The sequence below is a fragment of the Rhizobium sp. ZPR4 genome (genome assembly GCF_040215725.1).
Lineage (GTDB): Bacteria > Pseudomonadota > Alphaproteobacteria > Rhizobiales > Rhizobiaceae > Rhizobium > Rhizobium rhizogenes_D.
Genome location: NZ_CP157969.1, coordinates 366,992 through 388,082 on the forward strand (window position 1 = coordinate 366,992; position 21,091 = coordinate 388,082).

The 21,091-nt window shown below is 58.1% G+C and carries 19 protein-coding genes and 2 pseudogenes; 11 read left to right on the forward strand and 10 right to left on the reverse strand.

Annotation, left to right across the window (positions count from 1 at the left end; genetic code table 11):
* Positions 1-63: 63 nt before the first annotated feature.
* Positions 64-1,710, reverse strand: a pseudogene (gene treS / locus ABOK31_RS29535) (maltose alpha-D-glucosyltransferase); the annotation flags it as partial.
* Between the two features lie 233 nt (positions 1,711-1,943).
* Between treS and ABOK31_RS29540 the strand changes: the two are divergent.
* Positions 1,944-2,231, forward strand: a complete 288-nt coding sequence (locus tag ABOK31_RS29540) for a DUF3175 domain-containing protein (RefSeq protein ID WP_349962476.1) — start codon at positions 1,944-1,946, stop codon at positions 2,229-2,231.
* A gap of 58 nt (positions 2,232-2,289) precedes the next feature.
* Here the strand turns inward: ABOK31_RS29540 and ABOK31_RS29545 are convergent.
* Together ABOK31_RS29545 and ABOK31_RS29550 are read right to left on the reverse strand one after the other, a co-directional pair.
* Positions 2,290-2,562, reverse strand: a pseudogene (locus ABOK31_RS29545) (metal-dependent phosphohydrolase); the annotation flags it as partial.
* An 86-nt stretch (positions 2,563-2,648) separates the two neighbouring features.
* Positions 2,649-3,296, reverse strand: coding sequence for a TetR/AcrR family transcriptional regulator (locus ABOK31_RS29550; RefSeq protein ID WP_349962478.1), 648 nt, complete (start codon positions 3,294-3,296; stop codon positions 2,649-2,651).
* Positions 3,297-3,496: 200 nt separating this feature from the next.
* On the opposite strand from ABOK31_RS29550, the gene ABOK31_RS29555 reads away from it, so the two are divergent.
* The 7 genes from ABOK31_RS29555 to ABOK31_RS29585 all read left to right on the forward strand — a co-directional run bounded on the left by ABOK31_RS29555 (position 3,497) and on the right by ABOK31_RS29585 (position 9,259).
* Positions 3,497-4,390, forward strand: a complete 894-nt coding sequence (locus tag ABOK31_RS29555) for an NAD(P)/FAD-dependent oxidoreductase (RefSeq protein WP_349962479.1) — start codon at positions 3,497-3,499, stop codon at positions 4,388-4,390.
* Positions 4,391-4,471: 81 nt separating this feature from the next.
* Positions 4,472-5,272 (forward strand): SDR family oxidoreductase, encoded by an 801-nt coding sequence (locus tag ABOK31_RS29560; RefSeq protein WP_349962481.1) that lies wholly within the window; start codon positions 4,472-4,474, stop codon positions 5,270-5,272.
* Between the two features lie 27 nt (positions 5,273-5,299).
* Positions 5,300-6,157 (forward strand): class I SAM-dependent methyltransferase, encoded by an 858-nt coding sequence (locus tag ABOK31_RS29565; RefSeq protein WP_349962483.1) that lies wholly within the window; start codon positions 5,300-5,302, stop codon positions 6,155-6,157.
* A gap of 278 nt (positions 6,158-6,435) precedes the next feature.
* On the forward strand, positions 6,436-6,963 hold the full coding sequence (locus ABOK31_RS29570; protein WP_349962484.1) for a hypothetical protein: 528 nt from the start codon (positions 6,436-6,438) through the stop codon (positions 6,961-6,963).
* Between the two features lie 69 nt (positions 6,964-7,032).
* Positions 7,033-7,194, forward strand: a complete 162-nt coding sequence (locus tag ABOK31_RS29575; RefSeq protein WP_095437579.1) for a DUF1328 domain-containing protein — start codon at positions 7,033-7,035, stop codon at positions 7,192-7,194.
* Positions 7,195-7,366: 172 nt separating this feature from the next.
* Positions 7,367-7,894 (forward strand): DUF4142 domain-containing protein, encoded by a 528-nt coding sequence (locus tag ABOK31_RS29580; RefSeq protein ID WP_349962485.1) that lies wholly within the window; start codon positions 7,367-7,369, stop codon positions 7,892-7,894.
* Between the two features lie 261 nt (positions 7,895-8,155).
* Positions 8,156-9,259: a PAS domain S-box protein gene (locus ABOK31_RS29585; RefSeq protein ID WP_349962487.1), complete on the forward strand. Its 1,104-nt coding sequence runs from the start codon at positions 8,156-8,158 to the stop codon at positions 9,257-9,259.
* A 55-nt stretch (positions 9,260-9,314) separates the two neighbouring features.
* Here ABOK31_RS29585 and ABOK31_RS29590 read toward each other — a convergent pair whose 3' ends face one another.
* The 3 genes from ABOK31_RS29590 to ABOK31_RS29600 all read right to left on the reverse strand — a co-directional run bounded on the left by ABOK31_RS29590 (position 9,315) and on the right by ABOK31_RS29600 (position 11,915).
* The gene (locus tag ABOK31_RS29590) at positions 9,315-9,812 is read right to left on the reverse strand and encodes an NUDIX hydrolase (protein ID WP_349962489.1); all 498 of its coding nucleotides are present in this window, start codon (positions 9,810-9,812) and stop codon (positions 9,315-9,317) included.
* Between the two features lie 204 nt (positions 9,813-10,016).
* Positions 10,017-10,517 carry a ferritin-like domain-containing protein gene (locus ABOK31_RS29595; protein WP_349962491.1) on the reverse strand — a complete coding sequence of 167 codons (501 nt, stop codon included), beginning with the start codon at positions 10,515-10,517 and terminating at the stop codon, positions 10,017-10,019.
* 99 nt (positions 10,518-10,616) lie between these two features.
* Positions 10,617-11,915, reverse strand: coding sequence for a divalent metal cation transporter (locus ABOK31_RS29600; protein ID WP_349962493.1), 1,299 nt, complete (start codon positions 11,913-11,915; stop codon positions 10,617-10,619).
* Positions 11,916-12,440: 525 nt separating this feature from the next.
* Here ABOK31_RS29600 and ABOK31_RS29605 point away from each other — a divergent pair.
* On the forward strand, positions 12,441-13,529 hold the full coding sequence (locus ABOK31_RS29605) for an alkene reductase (protein ID WP_349962495.1): 1,089 nt from the start codon (positions 12,441-12,443) through the stop codon (positions 13,527-13,529).
* A gap of 20 nt (positions 13,530-13,549) precedes the next feature.
* Here the strand turns inward: ABOK31_RS29605 and ABOK31_RS29610 are convergent, their stop codons facing one another.
* Entirely contained in the window at positions 13,550-13,804 is a 255-nt protein-coding gene (locus tag ABOK31_RS29610; RefSeq protein ID WP_349962497.1) for a DUF982 domain-containing protein, read from the reverse strand.
* 133 nt (positions 13,805-13,937) lie between these two features.
* Between ABOK31_RS29610 and ABOK31_RS29615 the strand changes: the two genes are divergently transcribed.
* Both ABOK31_RS29615 and ligD read left to right on the forward strand, forming a co-directional pair.
* Positions 13,938-14,804 (forward strand): Ku protein, encoded by an 867-nt coding sequence (locus ABOK31_RS29615; RefSeq protein ID WP_349962499.1) that lies wholly within the window; start codon positions 13,938-13,940, stop codon positions 14,802-14,804.
* Between the two features lie 2 nt (positions 14,805-14,806).
* A complete protein-coding gene (gene ligD, locus ABOK31_RS29620; protein ID WP_349962500.1) occupies positions 14,807-17,383 on the forward strand; it encodes a DNA ligase D in 2,577 nt (858 codons plus the stop codon).
* Between the two features lie 31 nt (positions 17,384-17,414).
* Here ligD and ABOK31_RS29625 read toward each other — a convergent pair whose 3' ends face one another.
* From ABOK31_RS29625 to ABOK31_RS29635, 3 genes are all read right to left on the reverse strand, one after another.
* Positions 17,415-18,221 carry a Ku protein gene (locus ABOK31_RS29625; protein WP_349962502.1) on the reverse strand — a complete coding sequence of 269 codons (807 nt, stop codon included), beginning with the start codon at positions 18,219-18,221 and terminating at the stop codon, positions 17,415-17,417.
* Positions 18,222-18,296: 75 nt separating this feature from the next.
* Positions 18,297-19,907 (reverse strand): DHA2 family efflux MFS transporter permease subunit, encoded by a 1,611-nt coding sequence (locus ABOK31_RS29630; protein ID WP_349962504.1) that lies wholly within the window; start codon positions 19,905-19,907, stop codon positions 18,297-18,299.
* Between the two features lies 1 nt (position 19,908).
* Complete coding sequence (locus ABOK31_RS29635) at positions 19,909-21,054, reverse strand: HlyD family secretion protein (RefSeq protein WP_349962505.1); 1,146 nt, start codon at positions 21,052-21,054, stop codon at positions 19,909-19,911.
* Between the last annotated feature and the right edge of the window lie 37 nt (positions 21,055-21,091).

The following is a 21,091-nucleotide window of genomic DNA, read 5'->3' on the forward strand; positions in this document are numbered from 1 at the left end:
GTTTCCGTTGAGGTGTGCGAAGCGACCATAGTTCGGTCGCTGGAAGGCCAACTTCGATCAAGGCTGCAACTGGAGCCAGAAATACCCATAGGGCTGAAACATAATCGGATAGTCAAGTTTGCCCACGGCTGGAAATGTCGCTTTCCCGAACAACTCCCTGGGAGTTCTACCGGTATATTGACGCAGGTCGAGCATGGCGGCCTGCGCAATATTCGAAAGGTTCGCAACGCAAAGAATGCGTTCCCCGCGATGCTCTCTGACATACGCGATAACGGCAGGGTTGTCGCTGCAGACAAAGTGAATCGCTCCCTTTGCGAAGGCATGATGCCCCGACCGGATCGCCAGGATGCGACGGACCCAATTCAGAAGGGAATGCGGATCGTTCTCCTGTGCGGCGACGTTGATCACCTGCAAACCGAACCGGGCATCCTCGATGGGCGGTAGCGCAAGAGTCTTTGGATTACCGCTGGAAAATCCGGCATTCCTGCCGCTGGACCATTGCATCGGCGTGCGAACACCATCTCGATCGCCCAAATCGATATTGTCGCCCATGCCGATCTCGTCGCCATAGTAGAGCACCGGACTGCCCGGCAAGGAAAACAACAGCATGTGCAGAAGCTCGACGCGACGCCGGTCCTGATCCATCAGCGGCGACAGGCGACGCCTGATGCCGAGATTCAGCCGGGCGCGCTTATCGGAGGCATACGTATCCCACAGAAAATTGCGCTCGTCTTCGGTGACCATTTCCAAGGTCAGCTCGTCATGGTTTCGGAGAAAGATGGCCCACTGGCAATCCTCAGGGATGCCATGCGTTTGCTGCACCATGGTAATGATCGGCTCGGAATTTCGTGTCGCAACCGCCATGAATATCCGCGGCATCAGTGGGAAGTGGAACGCCATATGGCATTCGTCCCCGGCTCCGAAATAGTCCCGAGCCTGGTCTGGCCATTGGTTCGCCTCCGCAAGGAGAATGATACCTGGATAGCTGATTTCGAGCGTTTTTCTGATCCGCTTGAGCAGCCTGTGTGTTTCAGGAAGGTTCTCGTTACTGGTGTTCTCTCGCTCAACCAGATACGGGACGGCATCGAGGCGAAACCCATCGACCCCGAGATCCAGCCAGAAGCGCATGATATCCAAAACCGCTTCGATGACCGCTGGGTTGTGATAGTTCAGATCCGGCTGATGGCAGTAGAAGCGATGCCAGAAATAGGCGTCTGCAACCGGGTCCCAGGTCCAGTTGGATCGCTCGCTATCGACGAAAATGATCCGCGTTTCGGCGAACTTGTCGTCCGTCTCGGACCAGACGTAGAAATCCCGCTCCGGCGACCCGGCCGGTGCGTGTCTGGCACGCTGAAACCAGGGATGCTGATCGGAGGTATGGTTGAGGACCAGTTCGGTAATGACGCGCACCTTGCGGGCATGGGCGGCATCCACAAAACTCTTGAAATCGTCAAGGGTGCCGAATTCCGGGCTGATGCTCTCATAGTCGAGCACGTCATAGCCGTCGTCGCGGCGAGGAGATGGATAGAACGGCAGGAGCCAGATCGTATTGACGCCAAGCGATACCAGATAATCCAACTTCTGCGTCAAACCGGCGAAATCGCCAAATCCATCCCCATTGGCGTCGAAGAACGACTTCACATGGAGTTGGTAGATGACCGCATCCTTATGCCAGGACGCATAGCGAAGCTCATATTCGGTTTCGCTCAATCGGCAGCTCCCTCGGCAACCATTGTTTCGGTCGGGCGCGACAGGTTCTGGGCACAAAACTAATGTTGCCTGTCGTCTCTTCAAGATTGTCCGAGGGAAATGTACGGCTCGATGTCGACGTTTGCGCCCGTGACCTGGAACATGAGGGCAACTCGCTTGTTCGGATTTCAACCGGCAAACATAGCCTCTCGGGGTTGTCGATAATGCCGCGAATTTCAACAAGGAGCGCAGCAATGCCTAAAGGCAAATCGAAGAAATGGTCACAACATGTCACTGAGAACAGCGATGCCATGGACCTGAGGGAAGGTATATTCAATGAGCGCAGCGCCAAAAAAATCGCCGATTCACTCAAGGAATCCGCCGAAAACAGCAACCGCCGCAAATCCAGCCCGTTTCGATCCGCCATGTCGATGTTGAACTTCTATATCAACCGTGCCGGGGATCAGCTTTCGAAATCCCGTCGTGCAACACTGGAAAAGGCAAAGATCGAACTCCGGAAGGATTTCGGTCGCGATCCTTGAATGTCGCAAGCGGTTCGCTCTCGGGATCGGAAGCCGAGCTGCCGCCGAAGACGACCTCCTATTTTCTGCTCGTCATTTCGATGAGGATGTCCAAGCCGTGCCGATATTTTGCGGCACCCTTTCCAATCCGCTGGCTTTGCCAAAGGTTGTCCTCGAGGTCGGCCCGCTTGACGACCAGAGCCAGCGCATTCGTTGCCGCGCGATGGATGAATTGATCGTCTGCTTCGTCCGGCCGCCGGGTCAAAGCGTCGACAGCCGATAGAATTCTTGTCGGGAAACCCTCCTCTTTCAGACGGTCGAGCGTCCAGCCCCTTCCTTTCTCAACGATATCGGTCCCAAAGCGGACAACGATGTCGCGCTGGGACAGTGCGAGCGCCTAAAATATCTAGCAAGTGGCTCTTCACGGTCTCGTCCCGGCTATCCGACCGCGTGGTCGCTACCTCTATGCGCGGCGATGAACATGGCGACGGCCGACCGGCAATAGGATTCGATTTCGTTGTCGTCCTCTGCTCTCGAATCATCGAAGCGTGCGACAATCAGGAGATCGCATCCTTTGAAAAGCGCGGCAAACAAGCGGGCGGACCGGAGAGGATCGGGCACGTTCAGAACCGCCTTCGCGTGCAACTGACACAGCAAGGCCTCGATTTGGGCGACGATATGGGCGGGGCCGGCTTCGTAATGGACCTTGCTCAACGACTTTTGGCTCGGCGTGTCGGCCATGACCATGGCTTCGACGTTGCGGACGTCTGGGCGCAGCAGCGTGCGAAGCAGCGATGATCCCACCGCCATAAGCTGATCCTCGGCCGAGCCATCGACGCCCTCAAAAAGGGCCTGTGGGATTAACTGCTGGCAGCGGGCCGCAAAGGCCGCGCCAAACAGCGCCTCTTTGTTCTCGAAGTGCCTGTAAATGCTGAGCTTCGATATCTTCGCTCGCTGGGCGACCTTGTCCAATGTCGTCGCTTGAAAACCCAATTCTGCAAAGAGTTCGCCTGCGGTGTCGACAATGGTTTGGCCAAGCGCCTCATTGGCGGGCCGGCCACGCCGGCTCCGACTATTTTCGGTCATCTCAATTACAGTCCTTGACGGTATCGTTATTCATGAATTACGATACTACGCAGTTTCATAAATTCCAAGAGTGGATTTTATCGTGTCCTCCAAATCAGGATTGCCTTGGCCGCCCACCGATATCGAATGCGCATCTCTGGACGATTCTACGCGCCAGGCTCAGCCCAACCCGCTTCATCCGCAACACGGAGCCCATCACCATGGATGACGTCATCATTATCGGCGGCAGCTTTGCCGGCCTTGCCGCCGCCCTGCAACTCGGCCGTGCCCGCCGCAAGGTCACCGTTTTCGACACTGGCCTGCCGCGCAACCGCTTCGCCGGCCACTCGCATGGTATGCTTGGTCACGATCACAAGCCGCCGCTGGACATCCTGACCGAAGCGCGCCGGCAGTTGGCACGTTATCCTGCGATCAGTCTGGTCAACGCTCGGGCCGACAGCGTCTCCGGCGCTATCGACGATTTCTCCGTCCTCACTGCCGATGGCGAAAGCCTTGGGGCGCGCCGCGTGATCCTGAGCTATGGCATTACGGACCAAATGCCCGATGTGCCGGGCTTTGCCGAAGGCTGGGGCACGTCCATCGTGCCCTGTCCCTATTGCGACGGCTTTGAAGTCGCCGGCCAACATTGGGGCCTCGTCTGGTCCGGACCGCAGTCGCACAATCAGGTCAGGCTATTCCACGATTGGACTGACAGGTTGACGGTCTTCGCCGATGGTCACGACATTCCTCCCGATATCCGGGCCGATCTGGAGCGTCGCAACACACCTGTCATCGACGGCAGGATCACTGAAATCACCCGTCATGGCGGCCGTAATCCCATCCTCAAGCTCGATTCCGGCCGTGATGTCGCTGTCGACATCCTGTTCGCGCATCCGCGCAACAAGCCGTCCACCGGCCTGCATGAATCACTGGGCCTCGCCACGGCCGCTACGCCCCTTGGCATCGTCCTCAAGGTTGACGAGCGCCGCGAAACCAGCATGCCCGGCATCTACGCCGCGGGCGACCTCACTAACCCCATGATCCCCTCGGTCACCACGGCATCATGGCAAGGCACGATGGCGGGCATCTTCGCCCAGCAGTCGATGCTGACTTGAGAGCACAGATTCCGTCCCGGAGGAGATCGATCAGAAGATCCGAGACCCGATCTTGGGATCAAAGAGTTGAGAAAGAAAACGATGTCGAACGTATCAACGAATAGCTTCGCCGGAAAATGGGCTCTGATCACTGGAGCATCAAGTGGCCTCGGCCTTGAATTCGCAGACCTACTGGCTGCGCAGAAAGTCAATCTCGTATTAGCGGCCCGGCGGCAGGAACCGATGGAAAAGCTTGCCTTCGATCTCCGCCGCAAATACGGGGTGGATGTGCTGGTCGAGGCGATCGATCTTGCCTCGCCGGGCGCGGCCGACCGCTTGAAATGCAGTCTCGACACCAAGTCGGTGACCGTCGACATCTTGTTGAACAATGCCGGATACGGCTTGCACGGCAATTTAATAGAAATGCCGATCGAGCGCACAGCGAACATGATCCAGCTCAACATCACGACGCTCACAGAGCTGACCTATCTCTTCGGCCGCGATATGGCCAAGCGGCGATCTGGACATATACTTCTCGTCTCCAGCCTCATGGCCTTCCAAGCGGTTCCCAGCTACGCGGCCTATGCGGCGACCAAGGCGTATGTCCTCGCCCTTGGCGAGGCCCTGCACAACGAACTCCGCCCGCATGATGTGGTTGTTACCACGCTCTGCCCGGGGCACACTGCGACGGGCTTCGATGAGGCGGCCGGCGCAACCCCGTCGGCCCTGCTGCGCCTCCTCACCATGAAACCTCGTCCGGTCGCCGCAAGCGGTATTCGGGCGTTGTTGCGAGGAAAGGCCATGGTGATCGCAGGCCTATCGAACAAGATGGTGGCCTTTTCCAATCGTCTGACGCCGCGATCAATGCAACGGTCCACTATGAAAAAAATAGTGGATGCTTAGTAGGAAGCAAACCAGATAGGACATGCCATGACAGAGCAAAGTGGCGCTCAGGTCGAGTGGAATGACCAAAGCGGGGAGCGCTGGGTCGCCCATCAGGCGCGGCTCGACGCCATGCTGGCCTTGTTCGGCCAGGCCGCGATCGAAGCCGCCGCGCCCGTGACGGGCGAGCGCGTGCTTGATGTGGGCTGCGGCGCGGGCGCGTCAAGTCAGGCACTGGCCACCCTCGTCGGCCCGAGGGGCCAAGTATTGGGCGTGGACATATCCGAATCGTTGATCGAAAGAGCGCGCGCGCTTACGGCACTGGATATGCCAGTCGTGTTCGCAGTGGCCGACGCCAGCAGCGCTGAGTTGCCAGAGCGCGCGTTCGACATCCTATTCTCGCGATTCGGGGTGATGTTCTTCGATAATCCGACAGGAGCCTTCGCGCATATGCGCCGCGCGCTCCGGCCGGGCGGACGGGTCGCTTTCGTCTGCTGGCGCGGCGTGGCCGAGAACGATTGGATTCGCCTGCCGATGAGCGCAATCAAGGACATCGTCCCGCCGACCGCGCCGCCCGATCCCGAAGCGCCCGGCCCGTTCTCGTTCGGTGACCGCGGACGGGTGGCTCGCATCCTGACGGCGGCCGGCTTCACCGATATCGCTATCGCGCCCTTCGATGCTTCCGTCCCGTTCGGCGAGGGCGCGACGCGGGAGGCGGCGGTCGACGACGCGGTGCAGATGGCGCTCGAGGTCGGCCCGCTGTCGCGCGCGCTCGCTCGTCAGCCCGACGACACACGCGCCCGCGCCTCGGCTGCGGTTCGTGCCGCCTTCGCCGACCGCCCCGGCGAGCGATCGGTGATGATCAATGGTGCGGCATGGATCGTCACCGCACGCAATCCGGTATGACCGCTTATGACGCATTCGTGCGATCAATGTCGCAGCGGTAGCGTTCTGCCTATCGCGCTTGGTCAATGTGCAAGGATGTTTGCGGGGCATCGGGATGGCACAAACTTGCAGATCTCAATCGGGCGAGACAGCGAAGGAACACGGCTCAGAACGGATTGTTCCTCCTTCGGGGAACGGAAGTACATTAGAAACCCAATCCTTCCGTCATATTTTCAGTCCTGCCATGCTGACGCCTGATTTTTCTGGTGTCTGTCGGGCTTACTTTCGAAGGGCGCAACATGGAATTCGTCAATCGGTACATCGATCGTCCGCTGCTTGGCGGCGGATCAGCAGCTATGCGGTTGTGGCACAGTCGGACGGGCCATTCTCCGCAGAAGCTCGGCCCGCTGTTGAATCTTGTCGTCATCCTTGCCCTTCTGTCGACAAGCGGCCTGCTTCTGAATGGTCCGATCTATCTTTTTGCCGTCGGCACGCTCTTCTTGCTTGCCGTTCCGTCACTGCGCTTATTGGCGCGTGGTTGGACAGGGCAGAGTTACGATATACGAAGCTACCAGGCGCTGGCGGCCGCAGCCGCTCGCAAACGTGACGCTGAATGGGCGACACGCCTGACGGTTTTGCTCACCGCCACCGTCTTTCCCTTCTGTGTCTCCGTGGACGATCCAGCGGCGAGCATATTCCTGCTTGGCGCCAGTCTTTGGTTCGTGCTTACAGCGCCGGTGAAGATGTATCTGGACGCCGCCGAACCGCCCCCGCCGGACAGCGGCGGCAAGAAGGCCTTGAGGAGACAGGCGACAATGGCGGCATGACGCTGTCGTCATCTGAGGAACAAAGCACTCCCAGTTCCGTTCTCCTTCCAGCAACCAATGGAGAGCGAAATGCTTTATTATGCATTGATATTTCTCGTCGTGGCTTTGATCGCGGGTGCCCTTGGCTTCGGCGGCATAGCGGGCGCGTCCGCGTCCATCGCACAGGTCCTGTTCTTTATCTTCCTTATTTTCTTCGTCGTTTCACTCATCATGAACGTGATGAGACGCTAAGGCAGAAGACGAAAGAGGACACGATCATCGAGACCAGCCGCGTCGTTGTCGCCTTGTGACACCGGGCTGGTCTCCGCGAGCACACTCATCGCTACCGACAGCCAATGCGCGCAAATGGCTCTGGAACGTTTCGGCCCTTTCGAAGTTCGAAGACGCAAGAAAGGAGAACGCCATGAAACGCTCAATCATTACTGCAGGAATTCTACTCCTGGCCACCACGGCATTTGCCCAATCAGCCGCGGAAAAGACAGGCGTCAATTCTCTCGTAGGCGCCGCGCCGACGACGCAGGATTTCGTCAACGAGGCTGCAAGCAGCGACATGTTCGAAATCGAAGCCAGCAAGCTTGCTCTACAGCGTGGCGATGCCCAGGCAAAAACTTTTGCCCAGCAAATGGTCAACGACCATCAAAAAACGACCATGCAGTTGAAGGATCTGGTGACCGGCGGCAAGGCGAATGCGACGCTTCCCACCGAAATGACGTCCAGTCAGAAAAAGATGCTGACCAGACTCCAAAAGCTACAAGGAAAGGAATTCGACCAGCGATATGATTCCGACCAGCGCTCGGCTCACGCCAATGCCGTCGACCTTTTCAAGCGATATGGAGAAAAGGGAGACAACGCTGCATTGAAAGCATGGGCGGCCAATACGACACCCACGCTCCAGCATCACCTGGAGATGGCCAAGCAACTGGGAAAATAAAGCCTGGTCAGGCTCGCAAGTCGAGGCTTCCTATCTGATCAAAAGGACTTTCCATCTGGTTCCTGCCCCGCGAGCTTCACCTGGCGCGCGGGGGCCTATGCGACCTATTCGGCAAGGCTGTGAAGACGAGGCCATATTGCTTGCCCGAGCCCTGCCAAATCTGGAAAATTCGACTGGTCCGCCTACCTATAGATTGTTTCGCCAGGATATCTTCAAACGTTCACGGTTAGCCAATGGCGAAGTAAGCTTCGGAGGAAACCCATGTCGACCCAGAGGGTTGCGGAGGCGCGGCCCGCTATTTTTCAGAATGCGCCCTCCCGCACTGCACAAACCAGGAATACGTTGCTGGAGCAGCTTGGATCCAACGCTCCCACCGCTCAGGCTTTCCTTGCGGCAATCGTCGAGAATTCGGACGACGCAATCATCAGCAAATCCATCAATGGCATCATTACGAGCTGGAACAGGAGTGCCGAGCGGTTGTTCGGATACACCGCCGAAGAGGCGATTGGCGAGCATATTACGATCATCATTCCCGAGGATCGACTTCTCGAGGAAGAAACGATCATCTCGGCAATCAGGGCGGGAGAAAAGATCGATCACTACGAGACGATCCGACGCCGAAAGGATGGCACCCTGGTAGAGATCTCGTTGACCGCGTCCCCTGTCCGCGACGATCTGGGGAACATCATCGGAGCGTCGAAGGTGGCGCGCGACATTTCCGAGCGCAAGCGTGTTGCCGAGGGCCAGGAGCTGCTACTGCGGGAAATGAACCACCGCACCAAGAATATCTTCGCGGTTATCGGCGCTGTAGTCGGATTAAGTGAGCGCACGTCGACTTCGATCCAAGAATTCGCAGGGGATCTGAGAGCCCGTGTAAACGCGCTTGCGATCGCCCATGAATTGACCTTGCCAGGCGCAAGTGGCGCGAGCGTCCAGTCACACGATACGACACTCTTTACTCTGATCAAGGCGCTGTTCGCCCCTCACCAGGATGGGGGTACCGACCGCGTCTCCATAAATGGCCGAGATGTTCCCGTTAGAGGTACAATTCTGACGTCGCTCGCCCTCTTGCTGCACGAATTCGCGACAAATGCGGTGAAGTATGGAGCCCTCTCCAGTCCGGAGGGTAGGATCGCGATCAACATAGGTTGCGACGACGATTTTGTCCTGACGTGGACTGAACTCGGAGGACCTCCGACCGCCCGGCCTGAAGGTCCCGGAGGATTCGGCTCACAGCTTGAGCGCGCGACGATCAGCTCTCTGCATGGAGCCATTGACCGCGAGTGGAATCCATCCGGATTGAAGATCCTGCTGCGAATCCCGTCGCATATCCTGCAGGACGAGCGAGGTTCGGGCACTGCTTGAATGAAAACGCAACGCAATCCATGACTGTACTTTCGTTGAGAACAGTCCACACCGCCTAGGCTGCGGCTGTCGGCCTCGTGTGCTCCAAAGAAAAGCGCATCAATAGTCCCTTGAGTTCCGGTTCCCGAACACGGCGCACGGCTTCCTCGGGCACCATCCATTCGATCATCCGCTGGCCGCTTTCGGGAAATTTCTGACACTGTTTGCGGACTTCAAGAAGGTGCACTTCGACGACCGACGGTATCGTCTCACCATCATCAAGCACCTTCAAATAGGTGAAATAGCCAAACGTGTTTTTTTTGACCTTGCCCTTGACGCCTGCTTCCTCCCAAGCCTCGCGCTCGGCCACCTGGCCACCGGTAAGTCCCTTGATCGCCCATCCCTTCGGGGTCATCCATCGCCTGGTTTCCCGCGTCGTAATGAGCAACACCTTCAAGACATTTTCCTTGCTATATTGAAAGCATAGAGCGCCATATTGCTCGGCCATATCTCCGGCGGCGATGGTCTCGATATGCGGCGCAAGTCGCGCAAGATGGGGGCGATGTTTGGACATGGCACCTCTTAACTATCTCACCGGCCGGTTTCGAGCGGAGCCGAGCTGCGCGCTCGAAATTTGCCGATCCTTCCGGGCAACTGTTGCGAATCGCTCTATCGCAGATATTCACTATCTTGCGTCGTAAAGTAGGAAATTTTCATATTCAAACTCTAACGGTGCGCCGCCTTCGCAACGCACCGAAATATGGAAACCAGGTGCGCTTTATGCCGCTTTCTTCGCCTTTGCATTCGCCGCGGTTTCCGCAAGCTTCGTCAGCTTCTGATCCGTGGCCTTTTCCTCGCTCAAGGTCTGCTGCAGAAGAGATACGGCGTCCTTGAGCCCAAGCTGCTTTGCCCATTCGATGAGGGTGCCGTAGCGGGCGATTTCATAATGCTCGACGGCCTGGGCCGAGGAAATGAGGCCTGCATCGAGCGCCGGGGCGCCCTTGAATTCCTCCATGATCTCGTCGGCCTCTGCGATGATGCCCTGGATTGCTTCGCAAGTCTTTCCGCGCGCCGGCTTTCCCAGCATCTCGAACACCTGCTCCAGACGTTCGACATGACCCTGGGTCTCATCGCGATGATGAAGAAAGCCCTGTTTGCCTTCTTCAGCCTGGGCCGCGCGCGCCATCTTCGGCAATGCCCGAAGAATTTGCTTCTCGGCGTAATAGATGTCTTTCAACGTTTCGAGAAAGAGATCGTTCAAAGTCTTCTCGGATGCCATTGGGGTCCTCCATCAGGTATGGGCGAGATCGTTTAATTGTGAGACTCCTCGGTCTCGCTTCCCCGAACAGACAGTCTGAAGTTTGGTTCCCGCTTGGCCTCAGAAAAATGCGGTCACGGCCATGCCGATCACGGCAGCAAACATTGTGGCGCAGGAGATCCATCCAAGTGCTTTCAATCCGCCGCGGATAACAAACTGCTTCATCACCTTGGGATTGGAGGCGATCAGCATGAGGATCGCCATGACGGGAACGGCGACTATACCGTTGATCACTGCGCTCCAGAACAGGGCCTTCATCGGCGGAATGGGCGTGAAGTTCAGCAACATGCCCACCATGGTCGCAAGTCCTACCGTCGTGTAGAAAGCCTTCGCCTCGCTCGGCTCGCGCGACAGCCCAACCTTCCATCGGGCCGCCTCCCCGACCGCATAGGCCGCAGAACCGGCGAGAACCGGCACGGCCAGAAGACCGGTTCCTATAATCCCGGTGGCAAAGACGATCTTGGCGAAGTGTCCGGCCAAAGGTTCAATCGCCTTCGCGGCATCGACGGAGCTCTCGATATTCGCGGCACCAGCCTTGTTAAGCGTGGCTGCGGTCGTCGTGATGATTGCCAGCGCGACTATATTGGATGCCGCCATGCCGATGAGCGTATCCAGTGTGATGCGAGCGTCCGCCCTTTTCGCTTCCCGCGGATGCTTCACCAGCGCTTCCTGCCGGGGTTTTTCCTTCAGGTCCTCGGCTTCCTGAGATGCCTGCCAGAAAAACAGATAGGGGCTGATCGTCGTTCCAAAGATCGCAACGATCATCGACCAGTAGTTCGGGTCCGCCTTGAACGTCGGCAGCAGTAGCCCGCGGGTGAAGCTCGACCAATCGACGTGCACCACGAACAGGGTCGCGATGTAGGACAAAAGCGCCAGGCTCAACCATTTCAGGACGGCCACGTAGCGCTTGTATTTGAGGAGAACCTGCAAAAGGATGCAGATCACGCCGAAGCCTGCGACATAAATCAGTGAATTGCCGTTCAACAGCAAATGAGCCGCGTCTCCCATCGCACCGAGATCCGCGCCCAGATTGATGATATTGGCAACCAGGAGCGGGACAGTAACGCTCACTCCAACCCAGCGGGGATAACATTTCGCCATGCTGCCCGCCAAACCCCGGCCCGTGGTTCGGCCGATACGGGCACTGATCATCTGCACGGCAACCATCAGCGGATAGGTGAGGACGAGCGTCCAACTCGCCATATAACCGAATTGCGCTCCGGCCTGCGAATAGGTCGCAATCCCGCTCGGATCGTCGTCTGAGGCACCGGTGACCAGACCAGGCCCAAGGATTTCCAGTATCCGTGGTTTTGAAGGCTCAACGACCGCACTTTTGTCATCCACCTGATAGTCGCTCATCGTCGCCTCCCAGCAAATGCCGGAACTCGAACATTTTCTGTAAGTCGCGGCCGATGCGAGTGAACTGTACTTCCCGCCTGTTTGTTCCGAAAAAGCATGCGACGCTAAATCGGTACAACTTCAGGGACTTGGCTACTATTCCCGCTCAATCGTTGAGGCTCCTTCGCAGATCGCTGGCCATCGGCAGTGGCGCAGGTTTGGCTCGCCGTTCGAGACCAGCATGGACCGGGGATTCACGACTTATGGGATTGAATGCTGCCGATGACGTGTCTGCGCCAAGACAGAAGATTCCCCGAGCCGTGGATGGGCAGACAGTTTCAAGAGGAGGTCTGCTGGCAAGTTCAGCAATGTCGGGAACATCGGCGGGTTGGCAATGTTAGACCACTATATCGATGGGCTCGCAGGAGCGACCATCGGATGGAAACTTGGATACGAACAAGCCAACTTTGTCGATTTCGTCCGTTCCTGCATCGTGGCCACGATGGAAGGTCTTAGTTTTCGCGCCTACCGACAGGGAAGATAAATATGGCGAATCTATTTACCCCAATGGTCTTGAACGGCCTTGCACTTCCCAACCGCATCTGGATGTCAGCGATGACCCGCACGCGCGCAACAGCCGAGAACGTGCCGACATCCTTGATGGGCGAATACTTTGCGCAGCGAGCGGCGGCCGGTCTGATCGTGACAGATTGCACAGCGGTGTCGGAGCAAGGCAAGGGCATAATTAACGGCCCCGGCATCTGGCGCGACGATCAGATCGAAGGATGGAAGGTGGTTACCAATGCGGTTCATGCCGCCGGGGGCCGAATCTATTGCCAACTCTGGCATTGCGGCCGCGTCGCACATCCGCAAATGCGGGGCGGAGAATTGCCGGTCGCGCCCTCCCCTCTGCCGGCGAAGGGCAAGTACAAGTTTCCCGACCACGAGGCGGAGTTCCCAATTCCACATGAACTCGCTGCTGCCGAGATTCCGAAAATTATCGAGGACTTCGCACAGGCGACCCGCAATGCCCGCATCGCAGGGTTCGATGGTGTCGAGTTGCATGGCGCCAATGGATACCTGCATGATCAATTCCTGCAGGACGTCAGCAATAGACGCACCGATCGTTGGGGCGGCGCGATCGAGAACCGTTCATTGTTTATGCTTGAGACAATCGAAGCAATGGCAAACGCATGGTCAACCGACCGGATAGGCATCCGCCTCGGGCCATCGACTTCACTCTATGGGATGGGCGACAGCGATCCGCTCAAAACGTTTGGCTATCTCGTCAAACAGCTTGATCGTCGCAAAATCGGCTATCTGACGATGCTGGAGCCGAACAGAAAGGAATTGGAGTCGGGTGTCCAGGTTTCGCATGTGGCCCAGACTTTTCGACCGATGACGACAGTGCCATTCATCGCCAATACGGGATTCGACAAGGCCAGCGGAATGGATGCTATCGCTTCAGGTAATGTCGATGCCGTGGCCTATGGCACTTTGTTTCTGGCCAATCCTGATCTGGTGGCGCGCTTTGCTTCGGGAGACCGCGAATTTAACAAGCCTGATCCCAAAACTTTCTACGGTACCGGGCCAAATGGTTACACGAATTATCCGTTGCGTCGCGGGGAACCTTGAGCACGCCGCCCGTCTGACGATCACGCCTCAAATATCTCGACGCCACTTTCTTCGAGCGCGGCGAGGAATGCGGCTCTCGCTACAAGCGCCTCTACATGGCCTTCATGCGCGCTAATCAATGTGCGCTTCGCGTTTTTGAAGGCAATTCCGTGCGACTTTGCCGGCCAGCTTCGCAAAAGATAATAGGTGGCGGCCTCGGTGTTGACAATCGTCAAGCGCTGACCGGGCTTGCTCGTTTCGACCGTGATTGGCTTGCTCCACAATTGTTGTGTCATGGTTGTCCTCCTCCAGCAAGAACGGCACCACAACCCGAATGTTCCACGGGAGAATCCTTCGCGAACAATACCCAAACCGGAACAATGGGAACCTAATCTCGTTTGACTCCCATCGTCTACATGGAGCCCGCCTATGAGCCCGCGTGCGCAATGGAAAGGATATTTGAAAGTCGGAGAGGTCAGTTGCGCGGTCGCACTCTATACGGCCACGTCGACTTCGGAGCGGATTTCCTTCCACACGCTAAACCGCGAAACCGGCAACCGGGTCAGACGCGAATTCATCGATAGCGAGACCGGAAAGCCGGTGCCACGCGAAGATCAAGTTAAGGGATATGAGCTTAATAAGGATGACTACATCGTCCTCGAGCCTGAGGAAGTCGCCACAGCGGTGCCGGAAAGCGACAAGATCCTGCATATCCTAGCTTTCCTGCCATGTTCCGATATCGATGACGTCTATTTCGACCGGCCCTACTATCTGGCCCCCTCCAAGCATGCCGGTGAGGAGGCATTCGCGCTCATCCGTGAGGGCATGCGTACCCGGAAGGTCGCTGCCATTGCCCAGACCGTTCTTTTTCGCCGTCTGCGAACGATGATGATCCGCGCTCATGGCAAAGGATTGATCGCCACCACATTGAACTTCGATTACGAGGTTCGCCCGGCAAAGGAAGCCTTTGAAGATGTCCCGGACATGAAGATCACGGGCGAGATGCTCGATCTTGCCAAACACATCATAGACACGAAGCAAGGCAGTTTCGATGCCAGCGAGTTCGACGATCGCTATGAGGCGGCACTTGCCGATCTCGTGAAAGCCAAGATCGAGGGCAAGGCGATGCCACAGCGCAAGCCGGCGAAACCTGCCAAGGTTACCGATCTCATGGAAGCCCTGCGCCAGAGCGCCAGGCTGGATGGCAAGAGCAAGGCAAGGGCGAAGTCAGGCCCCAGGCCCAGAAAAGCAGCAAAAACGCGCGCATCTTCGCGCACGCAACGCAAGGCGAGCTGACCATGGTATTGGAAACCTACCACCGTAAGCGTGACTTTACCAAAACGTCAGAGCCGAAGGGTCGCGCAAAGAGAAAAAAAGCGGCTGCGGCCGGCGGCAGCTTCGTCATCCAGAAGCACGATGCACGCCGCCTCCACTATGATTTTCGTCTTGAACTCGACGGCGTGCTGAAGAGCTGGGCCGTGACCAGGGGACCGAGCCTCATGACCGGCGAAAAGCGGCTCGCGGTGCAGACCGAAGACCATCCTCTCGAATATGGCGACTTCGAAGGCACGATCCCGAAGGGCGAGTACGGTGGCGGCACGGTCCTCGTCTGGGATAAAGGCTCCTGGACGCCGATTGGCGATCCGCACAAAGGACTGACCAAGGGACATCTCGAATTTGAACTCCACGGCAAAAAACTCGGCGGGCGCTGGCACCTGATCCGGATGGCAGGAAAACCGCGTGAGAAACGCGAGAATTGGCTGCTGATCAAGGGGGAAGACAATGCGGCTCGCCCGGAAGGAGCGCCCGACATCCTGGAAGAAAGGCCGGAATCGGCGAAAACGGGACGGATGATCAATGAGGTCGAGCGCGAGAGGCCGGGCTGGTCCTCCAAGACGGGAAAGCTCGATCGCAGAACGACGAGACCGAAGAATGGCTCGATTGAGATAAAATCGGGCAAGACCGAACCAGAACTCGATACAGAGCCTGTCGATCCCTCTTTCTTGAGGGGCGCCAGGAAGGCAGCGCTGCCGGCCTTTGTCGAGCCGGCCCTGGCGACCCTCGTATCCAAGCCGCCCGCGGGTAAGCGTTGGCTCCACGAAATCAAATTCGACGGCTATAGGCTCGAGGTCCGCATCGAGGCGGGCCGCATCAAGCTGCTGACGCGTAGCGGTCTCGACTGGACGCAAAAATTCGGCAAGGAGATTCTCGCCGCCTTCCGGGATCTTCCGGTCGGCACGGCCGTCATCGATGGCGAACTGGTCGTCGAGCCCGCGGCCGGAGCTTCCGACTTCTCGGCCCTCCAGGCCGACCTTAGCGAAGGGCGCAGCGACCGCTTCGTTTTCTACGCATTCGATCTTATCTATCTCGACGGCTACGACCTGACCGCCTGTCCGTTGATCGGCCGCAAGGAATTGCTGCAGAAGATTATTCCATCCGAAACCGGGATCCTTCGCTTCAGCAGTCATTTTGATGAAAACGGTAACCTGCTGCTGAGCCATGCCTGTCGGTTGAGCCTGGAAGGGATCGTATCCAAGGTCGCCAGCGACCCCTATCGCTCCGGTCGCGGCAAGACATGGGTCAAATCGAAATGCTCGTCACGGCAGGAATTCGTCATCGGAGGCTTTGTGCCCTCGACGACATCTCGAAAGGCGATCGGCTCGTTGGTTCTCGGTGTCTACGAGGACGGCAAGCTGGAGCATGTCGGTCGCGTCGGCACGGGCTATACGCACACCGTCGCCGAGCAGCTCTTCCAGAAGCTGACCCGCATGAAGGCGGCGGAAAACCCCTTTGCCACAAAGCTGACCGCGGAGGAAAATCGCGGCGTCCGCTATGTGCGGCCGGATCTCGTGGCGGAAGTCGAGTTTCGCGCCTGGACCGCCGACGGCCACCTGCGCCATGCCTCTTTTCGAGGCCTTAGAGAAGACAAGAACCCGCGCGACATCGTTCGGGAGACGCTGAAATCTCCGACGAAAGCTTCAACCCAAAAGCCTCCCAGAAGCAGCGTATCCCTCACCCACCCGGATCGCCTCTATTGGCCGGACGAAGGCGTGACCAAGGCCGGCCTTGCCGACTACTATAGCGAGGTCTGGCACTATATGGGTCCTTTCGTCGTGGGACGGCCGCTCGCGCTGGTGCGCTGCCCGAACGGGATCGGCGGCCAGCACTTCTTCCAGAAACATGCCTGGAAGGGCATGAACAAGAATATCGCGCTGGCAAAGGACCCGCAGGACGACGAGCCCTATGTTGGTATCGATGACCTGAGCGGCCTGATCGGCCTCGTGCAGGCCGCGGTCCTCGAAATCCATCCCTGGGGATCGATGGTCGGCGATTGGGAAAGGCCCGACATGATCGTCATGGACCTCGATCCCGGTCCGGACGTCGCATGGCGCGAGGTCATCGTCGCGGCCGAGGAAACAGCCGAACGGCTGAGACAGGCGGGCCTCGTCCCTTTCGTCAAGACATCGGGAGGCAAAGGATTGCACGTCGTCTGCCCGCTGGTCGCCAAGGCAGAATGGCCGGCCGTCAAGGCCTTTACCAAGGGTATCGCCGATGCGATGGCGGCAGATACCCACGATCGCTACGTCTCGACGATCACCAAGTCGAAACGGCGCGGCAAGATCCTCATCGATTATCTCAGAAACCAGCGCGGCTCGACCGCCGTCGCACCCTATTCGACCCGCGCGCGTCCGGGAGCCGCCGTCTCCATGCCCTTATCCTGGGAGGAGTTGAGCCCGGCAATCGGTCCGGACTATTTCACCGTGCTCAACGTGCCGACACGGCTTGGGGCGCTCAGATCGGACCCCTGGGCCGACTTCAGGCGAGCCGCCGAACCGTTGCGTCAGCCTGACGGGAAGCGCAAGCGCGGTTCGTGACAAACGCCCGATGGAAGTCCTGCCACGTTGACTATCGTTTCCTGGCGCCCTTTTCCCGCGAAAGGCTCTTTCGGAGCGCATCCATGATGTTGATGACGTTGTCTGGCGCAGAGGTCTCGTCCATCTTCGCCTTCGAGGGATGCTTGCGACCTTTCTTCTTGGAAGCGATGATATCGAGAAGCTTGTCCTGGACGGGATCGGAGACCATTTCAGGATCCCATGGCTTGGTACGCTCTTCTATCAGTTCTTCGACAAGCTTCATCAGCTTGGCATCGACCGGTTTCGCGTCGATATCCTCGAAATAATCCTTTTCGTCCCGGACCTCGTCGCCAAATCGCAAGGTCCAAAGGACAATCCCCCTGTCTCGCGGTTCCAGCATGACGGCCCGTTCGCGGCGATACATGACGAGCCTGGAGATGCCAACCATATCGCTCGCGGCCATCGCGTCGCGGATGACGCAATAGGCCTCCTCGCCAACGGCATCGTCCGGTGTCAGATAATGCGGCGTATCGAACCAGACCCATTCGAGACTGTCGCGCGACACAAACATGTCGATATCGATCGTCCGGGTGCTATCAAGCGCGACCGCATCGAGTTCGTCATCCTCGAGCATCACATAGTCATCCTCGCCGCGCTCATATCCCTTCACCTCGTCGTCTTCGTCGACCACGCTGCCCGTGACGGAATCGACATAGCGGCTGACCACGCGGTTGCCTGTCTTTCTGTTCAGCGTGTGGAAGCGAATCTTCTCATTGTCGGTGATCGCAGGCGTCATGGCGACGGGACACGTCACGAGAGACAGTTTGAGGTAGCCTTTCCAAAATGACCGCGGCGCCATAAGCTCTCCTCCAATAGGAAAGGAACGATCACCGAGAGGCATGGTTCCACGGAGAGGACAGTCGTTAGCTCAGGATCAATGCACGCCGCCACCGCCGCCCTCCTTGAGATCGACATTGCTGAGGATCAGGGCGAGCGGGATGGCGCAAAGCACGATCAGCATCAACACATGGAACACATCGATATAGGCAAGAAAACTCGCCTGGGTCTGCACCTGTTGTCCGATCCAGGCGGTCGCTTGCGACTTCGCATCCGGCATCGTCGCACTCCTCTCGGCGAAATAGCGCGTCATGATCTGCAGTGTCTCATGATAGGCGGGTGCGGACGGCGTGATGTGCTCGACCAGGTGGCTTTGATGCCATTGTTCACGATGCGCGAGCACATTTGAGGCAATGCACACGCCGATCGAACCACCAATATTACGGGCGGCGTTGATCATGGCCGACGCCTGGTTGGTCTGATCCGGTCTTAAGCCATAATAGGAGGCCGACGTGATCGGAATGAAGATCAGCGGTAGGCCGAGCCCAATATAGAGACGCGACCAGACGAAGAAACCGAAGTTCAGGCCGGGATAGAGCCGCGTCAGCTGCCACATCGATACGGCGATGATCGCCGCGCCGATGGCGATCAGATATTTCGGCTGAACCAGGGAATTCACGCGGCCGGCAACGAACATCATGACCATGGTCACAAGACCGCCCGGCGAAAGTGCCAGGCCGGCCCAGGTCGCCGTATATCCGTAGTTCTGCTGCACGACCTCTGGAAGGAACTGCGTCGTTGCGATCAGGATCGCACCGGTCGCCATCATGACGATGAAACAGGATCCAAATTGCCGGGTGCCGAGCAGCCATCCGTCGATAATGGGGTTCGCCCTTGTCAGAACCCATGGAATGGCGAGAGCGAAGGCCAGCACACATATCCCGGTCATTGCGATGATGAATGTGGAACCGAACCAGTCATCCGTCTGGCCTCGATCCAGGACGAGCTCCAACGATCCGAGAAAAGTCGCGACGAGGAGGAAGCCGATAATGTCGAAGCGCACTCCTTCTCGGCGAAACTCCTCGCGCTTGCGCCGCGTCTGTGACGATTCCTTCAGCAGCGCATAGACTAACACAAACGCGAATATGCCAACGGGACCGTTGATGAGAAAACACCAGTGCCACGACAGATTGTCGGAGAGATAGCCGCCCAAGGTCGGCCCGATAACCGGGGCGACGACAACGGCGACACCGAAGAGGGCAAAGGCCTGACCGCGCTTTGACGAAGGAAATGCGTCGGCAAGAATAGCTTGCGACGTCGGCACCATGCCGCCACCGGCGAAGCCCTGGATCATCCGGAAAATCAGCAATGTCTCCAGATTCCAGGATAGGCCGCACAGAACCGAAGCAATCGTGAAGGTGGCAAGGCACAGAAGATAGAAGCGCCGTCGCCCGAAGCGCTCGGAAAAGTAGCTGCTGGCAACGAGCACGATCGCATTCGAGACGAGATAGGTCGTCACCACCCAGGAGGCCTCATCGGAGCTGACGGCAAGGCCTCCGGAAATATAGCGCAGCGCCACATTGGCGATCGTCGTGTCGAGCACCTCCATGAAGGTCGCCAGCGATACGACAATGGCGATCAGCCAGGGATTCGTTGCGCCTGTGGAGGATGCTCCGGCTCCGCCGGCCGTTGCGCTTGCCCCGCTCATGTCAATGTCTCGGGCGCACGGTCACGGTCGGCACCACGGACATGCCGGGACCGATGGCGACATCTGCTGGCCATCTGTCGACGACAATCTTCACCGGCACGCGCTGCGTGACCTTGACGTAATTGCCAGTCGCATTCTCGGCCGGCAGCAGCGAGAAGGCCGTGCCTGAACCTGGCTGGACAGACGCAACCTTGCCGCGGAGCGTATGATCCGGATAGGCGTCGATCGTCAGATCCACCGGCTGGTCCGGCCGCATGTCGGTGAGCTGCGTCTCCTTGAAGTTCGCCGTGATCCAGACCTCGTCGGGAACGAAGGTCGAGATTGCCTGCCCCGCATCGATAAACTGCCCCTTGGCGCCGGTGAGACGAACAACGCGGCCCGGCTGGGCGGCGGTTATCCTCGTATAGTTCAGATTCTGCTGCGCCTCTTCCACCTGCGCCTGCGCCTGTTTCAGGCTTGCGAGCGCACTGGATTTCTGGGCTTCCGAAACCGCCTTGTTCTTTAGCGCCGAGGTTATATTCGCCTGCATCTGGGCAAGGCTCGCCTGATCCTGCTGCAGGGTTGCCGCCGCCTGCTGCACTGCCTGCACGCTGCCGGAACCGGTCTTGACCAGTTGTTGCTGGCGATTGGATTCCTGCTGCGCAAATTGCAGAGCCGCGCTCGCGGAATTCTGCTGCGCCCTTGCGACGTCGACGGAGGCGCTCGCCGCTTCGATCTGCGCGCTGGCGCTATCAATGGAGGCCTTTGCCACCTCCACCTGTCCGTTCGCCTGATCGAGCGCGATCTGATAATCGCGCGGATCGATCCTCAGGATGACATCGCCCGTTTTGACGTGCTGGTTATCCGTCACAGGGACCTCGGCCACGTAGCCGGAAACCTTGGCGGCGACTGCGAAACTGCGAGCGTCGATAAAGGCATCATCCGTCGTTTCATAGGGATAGAAATAGATCTTCCAGACGATCCATGAAGCGACGATCAGGGCTATCAATACCGCAACGCCGAACACGATCCACCATGGATGGCGGCGAAGGAGAGAAGCTCGCTTGGGCTCTCGCTCCGTCTCCTTTCGACGATCAGTCTCGTCAAAAGCCTGCTGTCTCGGCCTATCCGGCCGCTGATCCATAGTCGAGGGTTGATTGTCAGCCATGACATGACCTTTGCATGTTGTCCTCGTAGCGCTGGCG

What these genes read in the sequence shown, in the direction of transcription:
- ABOK31_RS29625 (WP_349962502.1), bottom strand. Translation starts at nt 18,221, where the DNA reads ATGGCGCCGCGGTCATTTTGGAAAGGCTACCTCAAACTGTCTCTCGTG.
- ABOK31_RS29550 (WP_349962478.1), bottom strand. Translation starts at nt 3,296, where the DNA reads ATGACCGAAAATAGTCGGAGCCGGCGTGGCCGGCCCGCCAATGAGGCG.
- ABOK31_RS29610 (WP_349962497.1), bottom strand. Translation starts at nt 13,804, where the DNA reads ATGACACAACAATTGTGGAGCAAGCCAATCACGGTCGAAACGAGCAAG.
- ABOK31_RS29570 (WP_349962484.1), top strand. Translation starts at nt 6,436, where the DNA reads ATGGAATTCGTCAATCGGTACATCGATCGTCCGCTGCTTGGCGGCGGA.
- ABOK31_RS29595 (WP_349962491.1), bottom strand. Translation starts at nt 10,517, where the DNA reads ATGGCATCCGAGAAGACTTTGAACGATCTCTTTCTCGAAACGTTGAAA.
- ABOK31_RS29575 (WP_095437579.1), top strand. Translation starts at nt 7,033, where the DNA reads ATGCTTTATTATGCATTGATATTTCTCGTCGTGGCTTTGATCGCGGGT.
- ABOK31_RS29635 (WP_349962505.1), bottom strand. Translation starts at nt 21,054, where the DNA reads ATGGCTGACAATCAACCCTCGACTATGGATCAGCGGCCGGATAGGCCG.
- ABOK31_RS29630 (WP_349962504.1), bottom strand. Translation starts at nt 19,907, where the DNA reads ATGAGCGGGGCAAGCGCAACGGCCGGCGGAGCCGGAGCATCCTCCACA.
- ABOK31_RS29605 (WP_349962495.1), top strand. Translation starts at nt 12,441, where the DNA reads ATGGCGAATCTATTTACCCCAATGGTCTTGAACGGCCTTGCACTTCCC.
- ABOK31_RS29615 (WP_349962499.1), top strand. Translation starts at nt 13,938, where the DNA reads ATGAGCCCGCGTGCGCAATGGAAAGGATATTTGAAAGTCGGAGAGGTC.
- ABOK31_RS29600 (WP_349962493.1), bottom strand. Translation starts at nt 11,915, where the DNA reads ATGAGCGACTATCAGGTGGATGACAAAAGTGCGGTCGTTGAGCCTTCA.
- ABOK31_RS29565 (WP_349962483.1), top strand. Translation starts at nt 5,300, where the DNA reads ATGACAGAGCAAAGTGGCGCTCAGGTCGAGTGGAATGACCAAAGCGGG.
- ABOK31_RS29580 (WP_349962485.1), top strand. Translation starts at nt 7,367, where the DNA reads ATGAAACGCTCAATCATTACTGCAGGAATTCTACTCCTGGCCACCACG.
- ABOK31_RS29590 (WP_349962489.1), bottom strand. Translation starts at nt 9,812, where the DNA reads ATGTCCAAACATCGCCCCCATCTTGCGCGACTTGCGCCGCATATCGAG.
- ABOK31_RS29555 (WP_349962479.1), top strand. Translation starts at nt 3,497, where the DNA reads ATGGATGACGTCATCATTATCGGCGGCAGCTTTGCCGGCCTTGCCGCC.
- ABOK31_RS29585 (WP_349962487.1), top strand. Translation starts at nt 8,156, where the DNA reads ATGTCGACCCAGAGGGTTGCGGAGGCGCGGCCCGCTATTTTTCAGAAT.
- ABOK31_RS29560 (WP_349962481.1), top strand. Translation starts at nt 4,472, where the DNA reads ATGTCGAACGTATCAACGAATAGCTTCGCCGGAAAATGGGCTCTGATC.
- ligD (WP_349962500.1), top strand. Translation starts at nt 14,807, where the DNA reads ATGGTATTGGAAACCTACCACCGTAAGCGTGACTTTACCAAAACGTCA.
- ABOK31_RS29540 (WP_349962476.1), top strand. Translation starts at nt 1,944, where the DNA reads ATGCCTAAAGGCAAATCGAAGAAATGGTCACAACATGTCACTGAGAAC.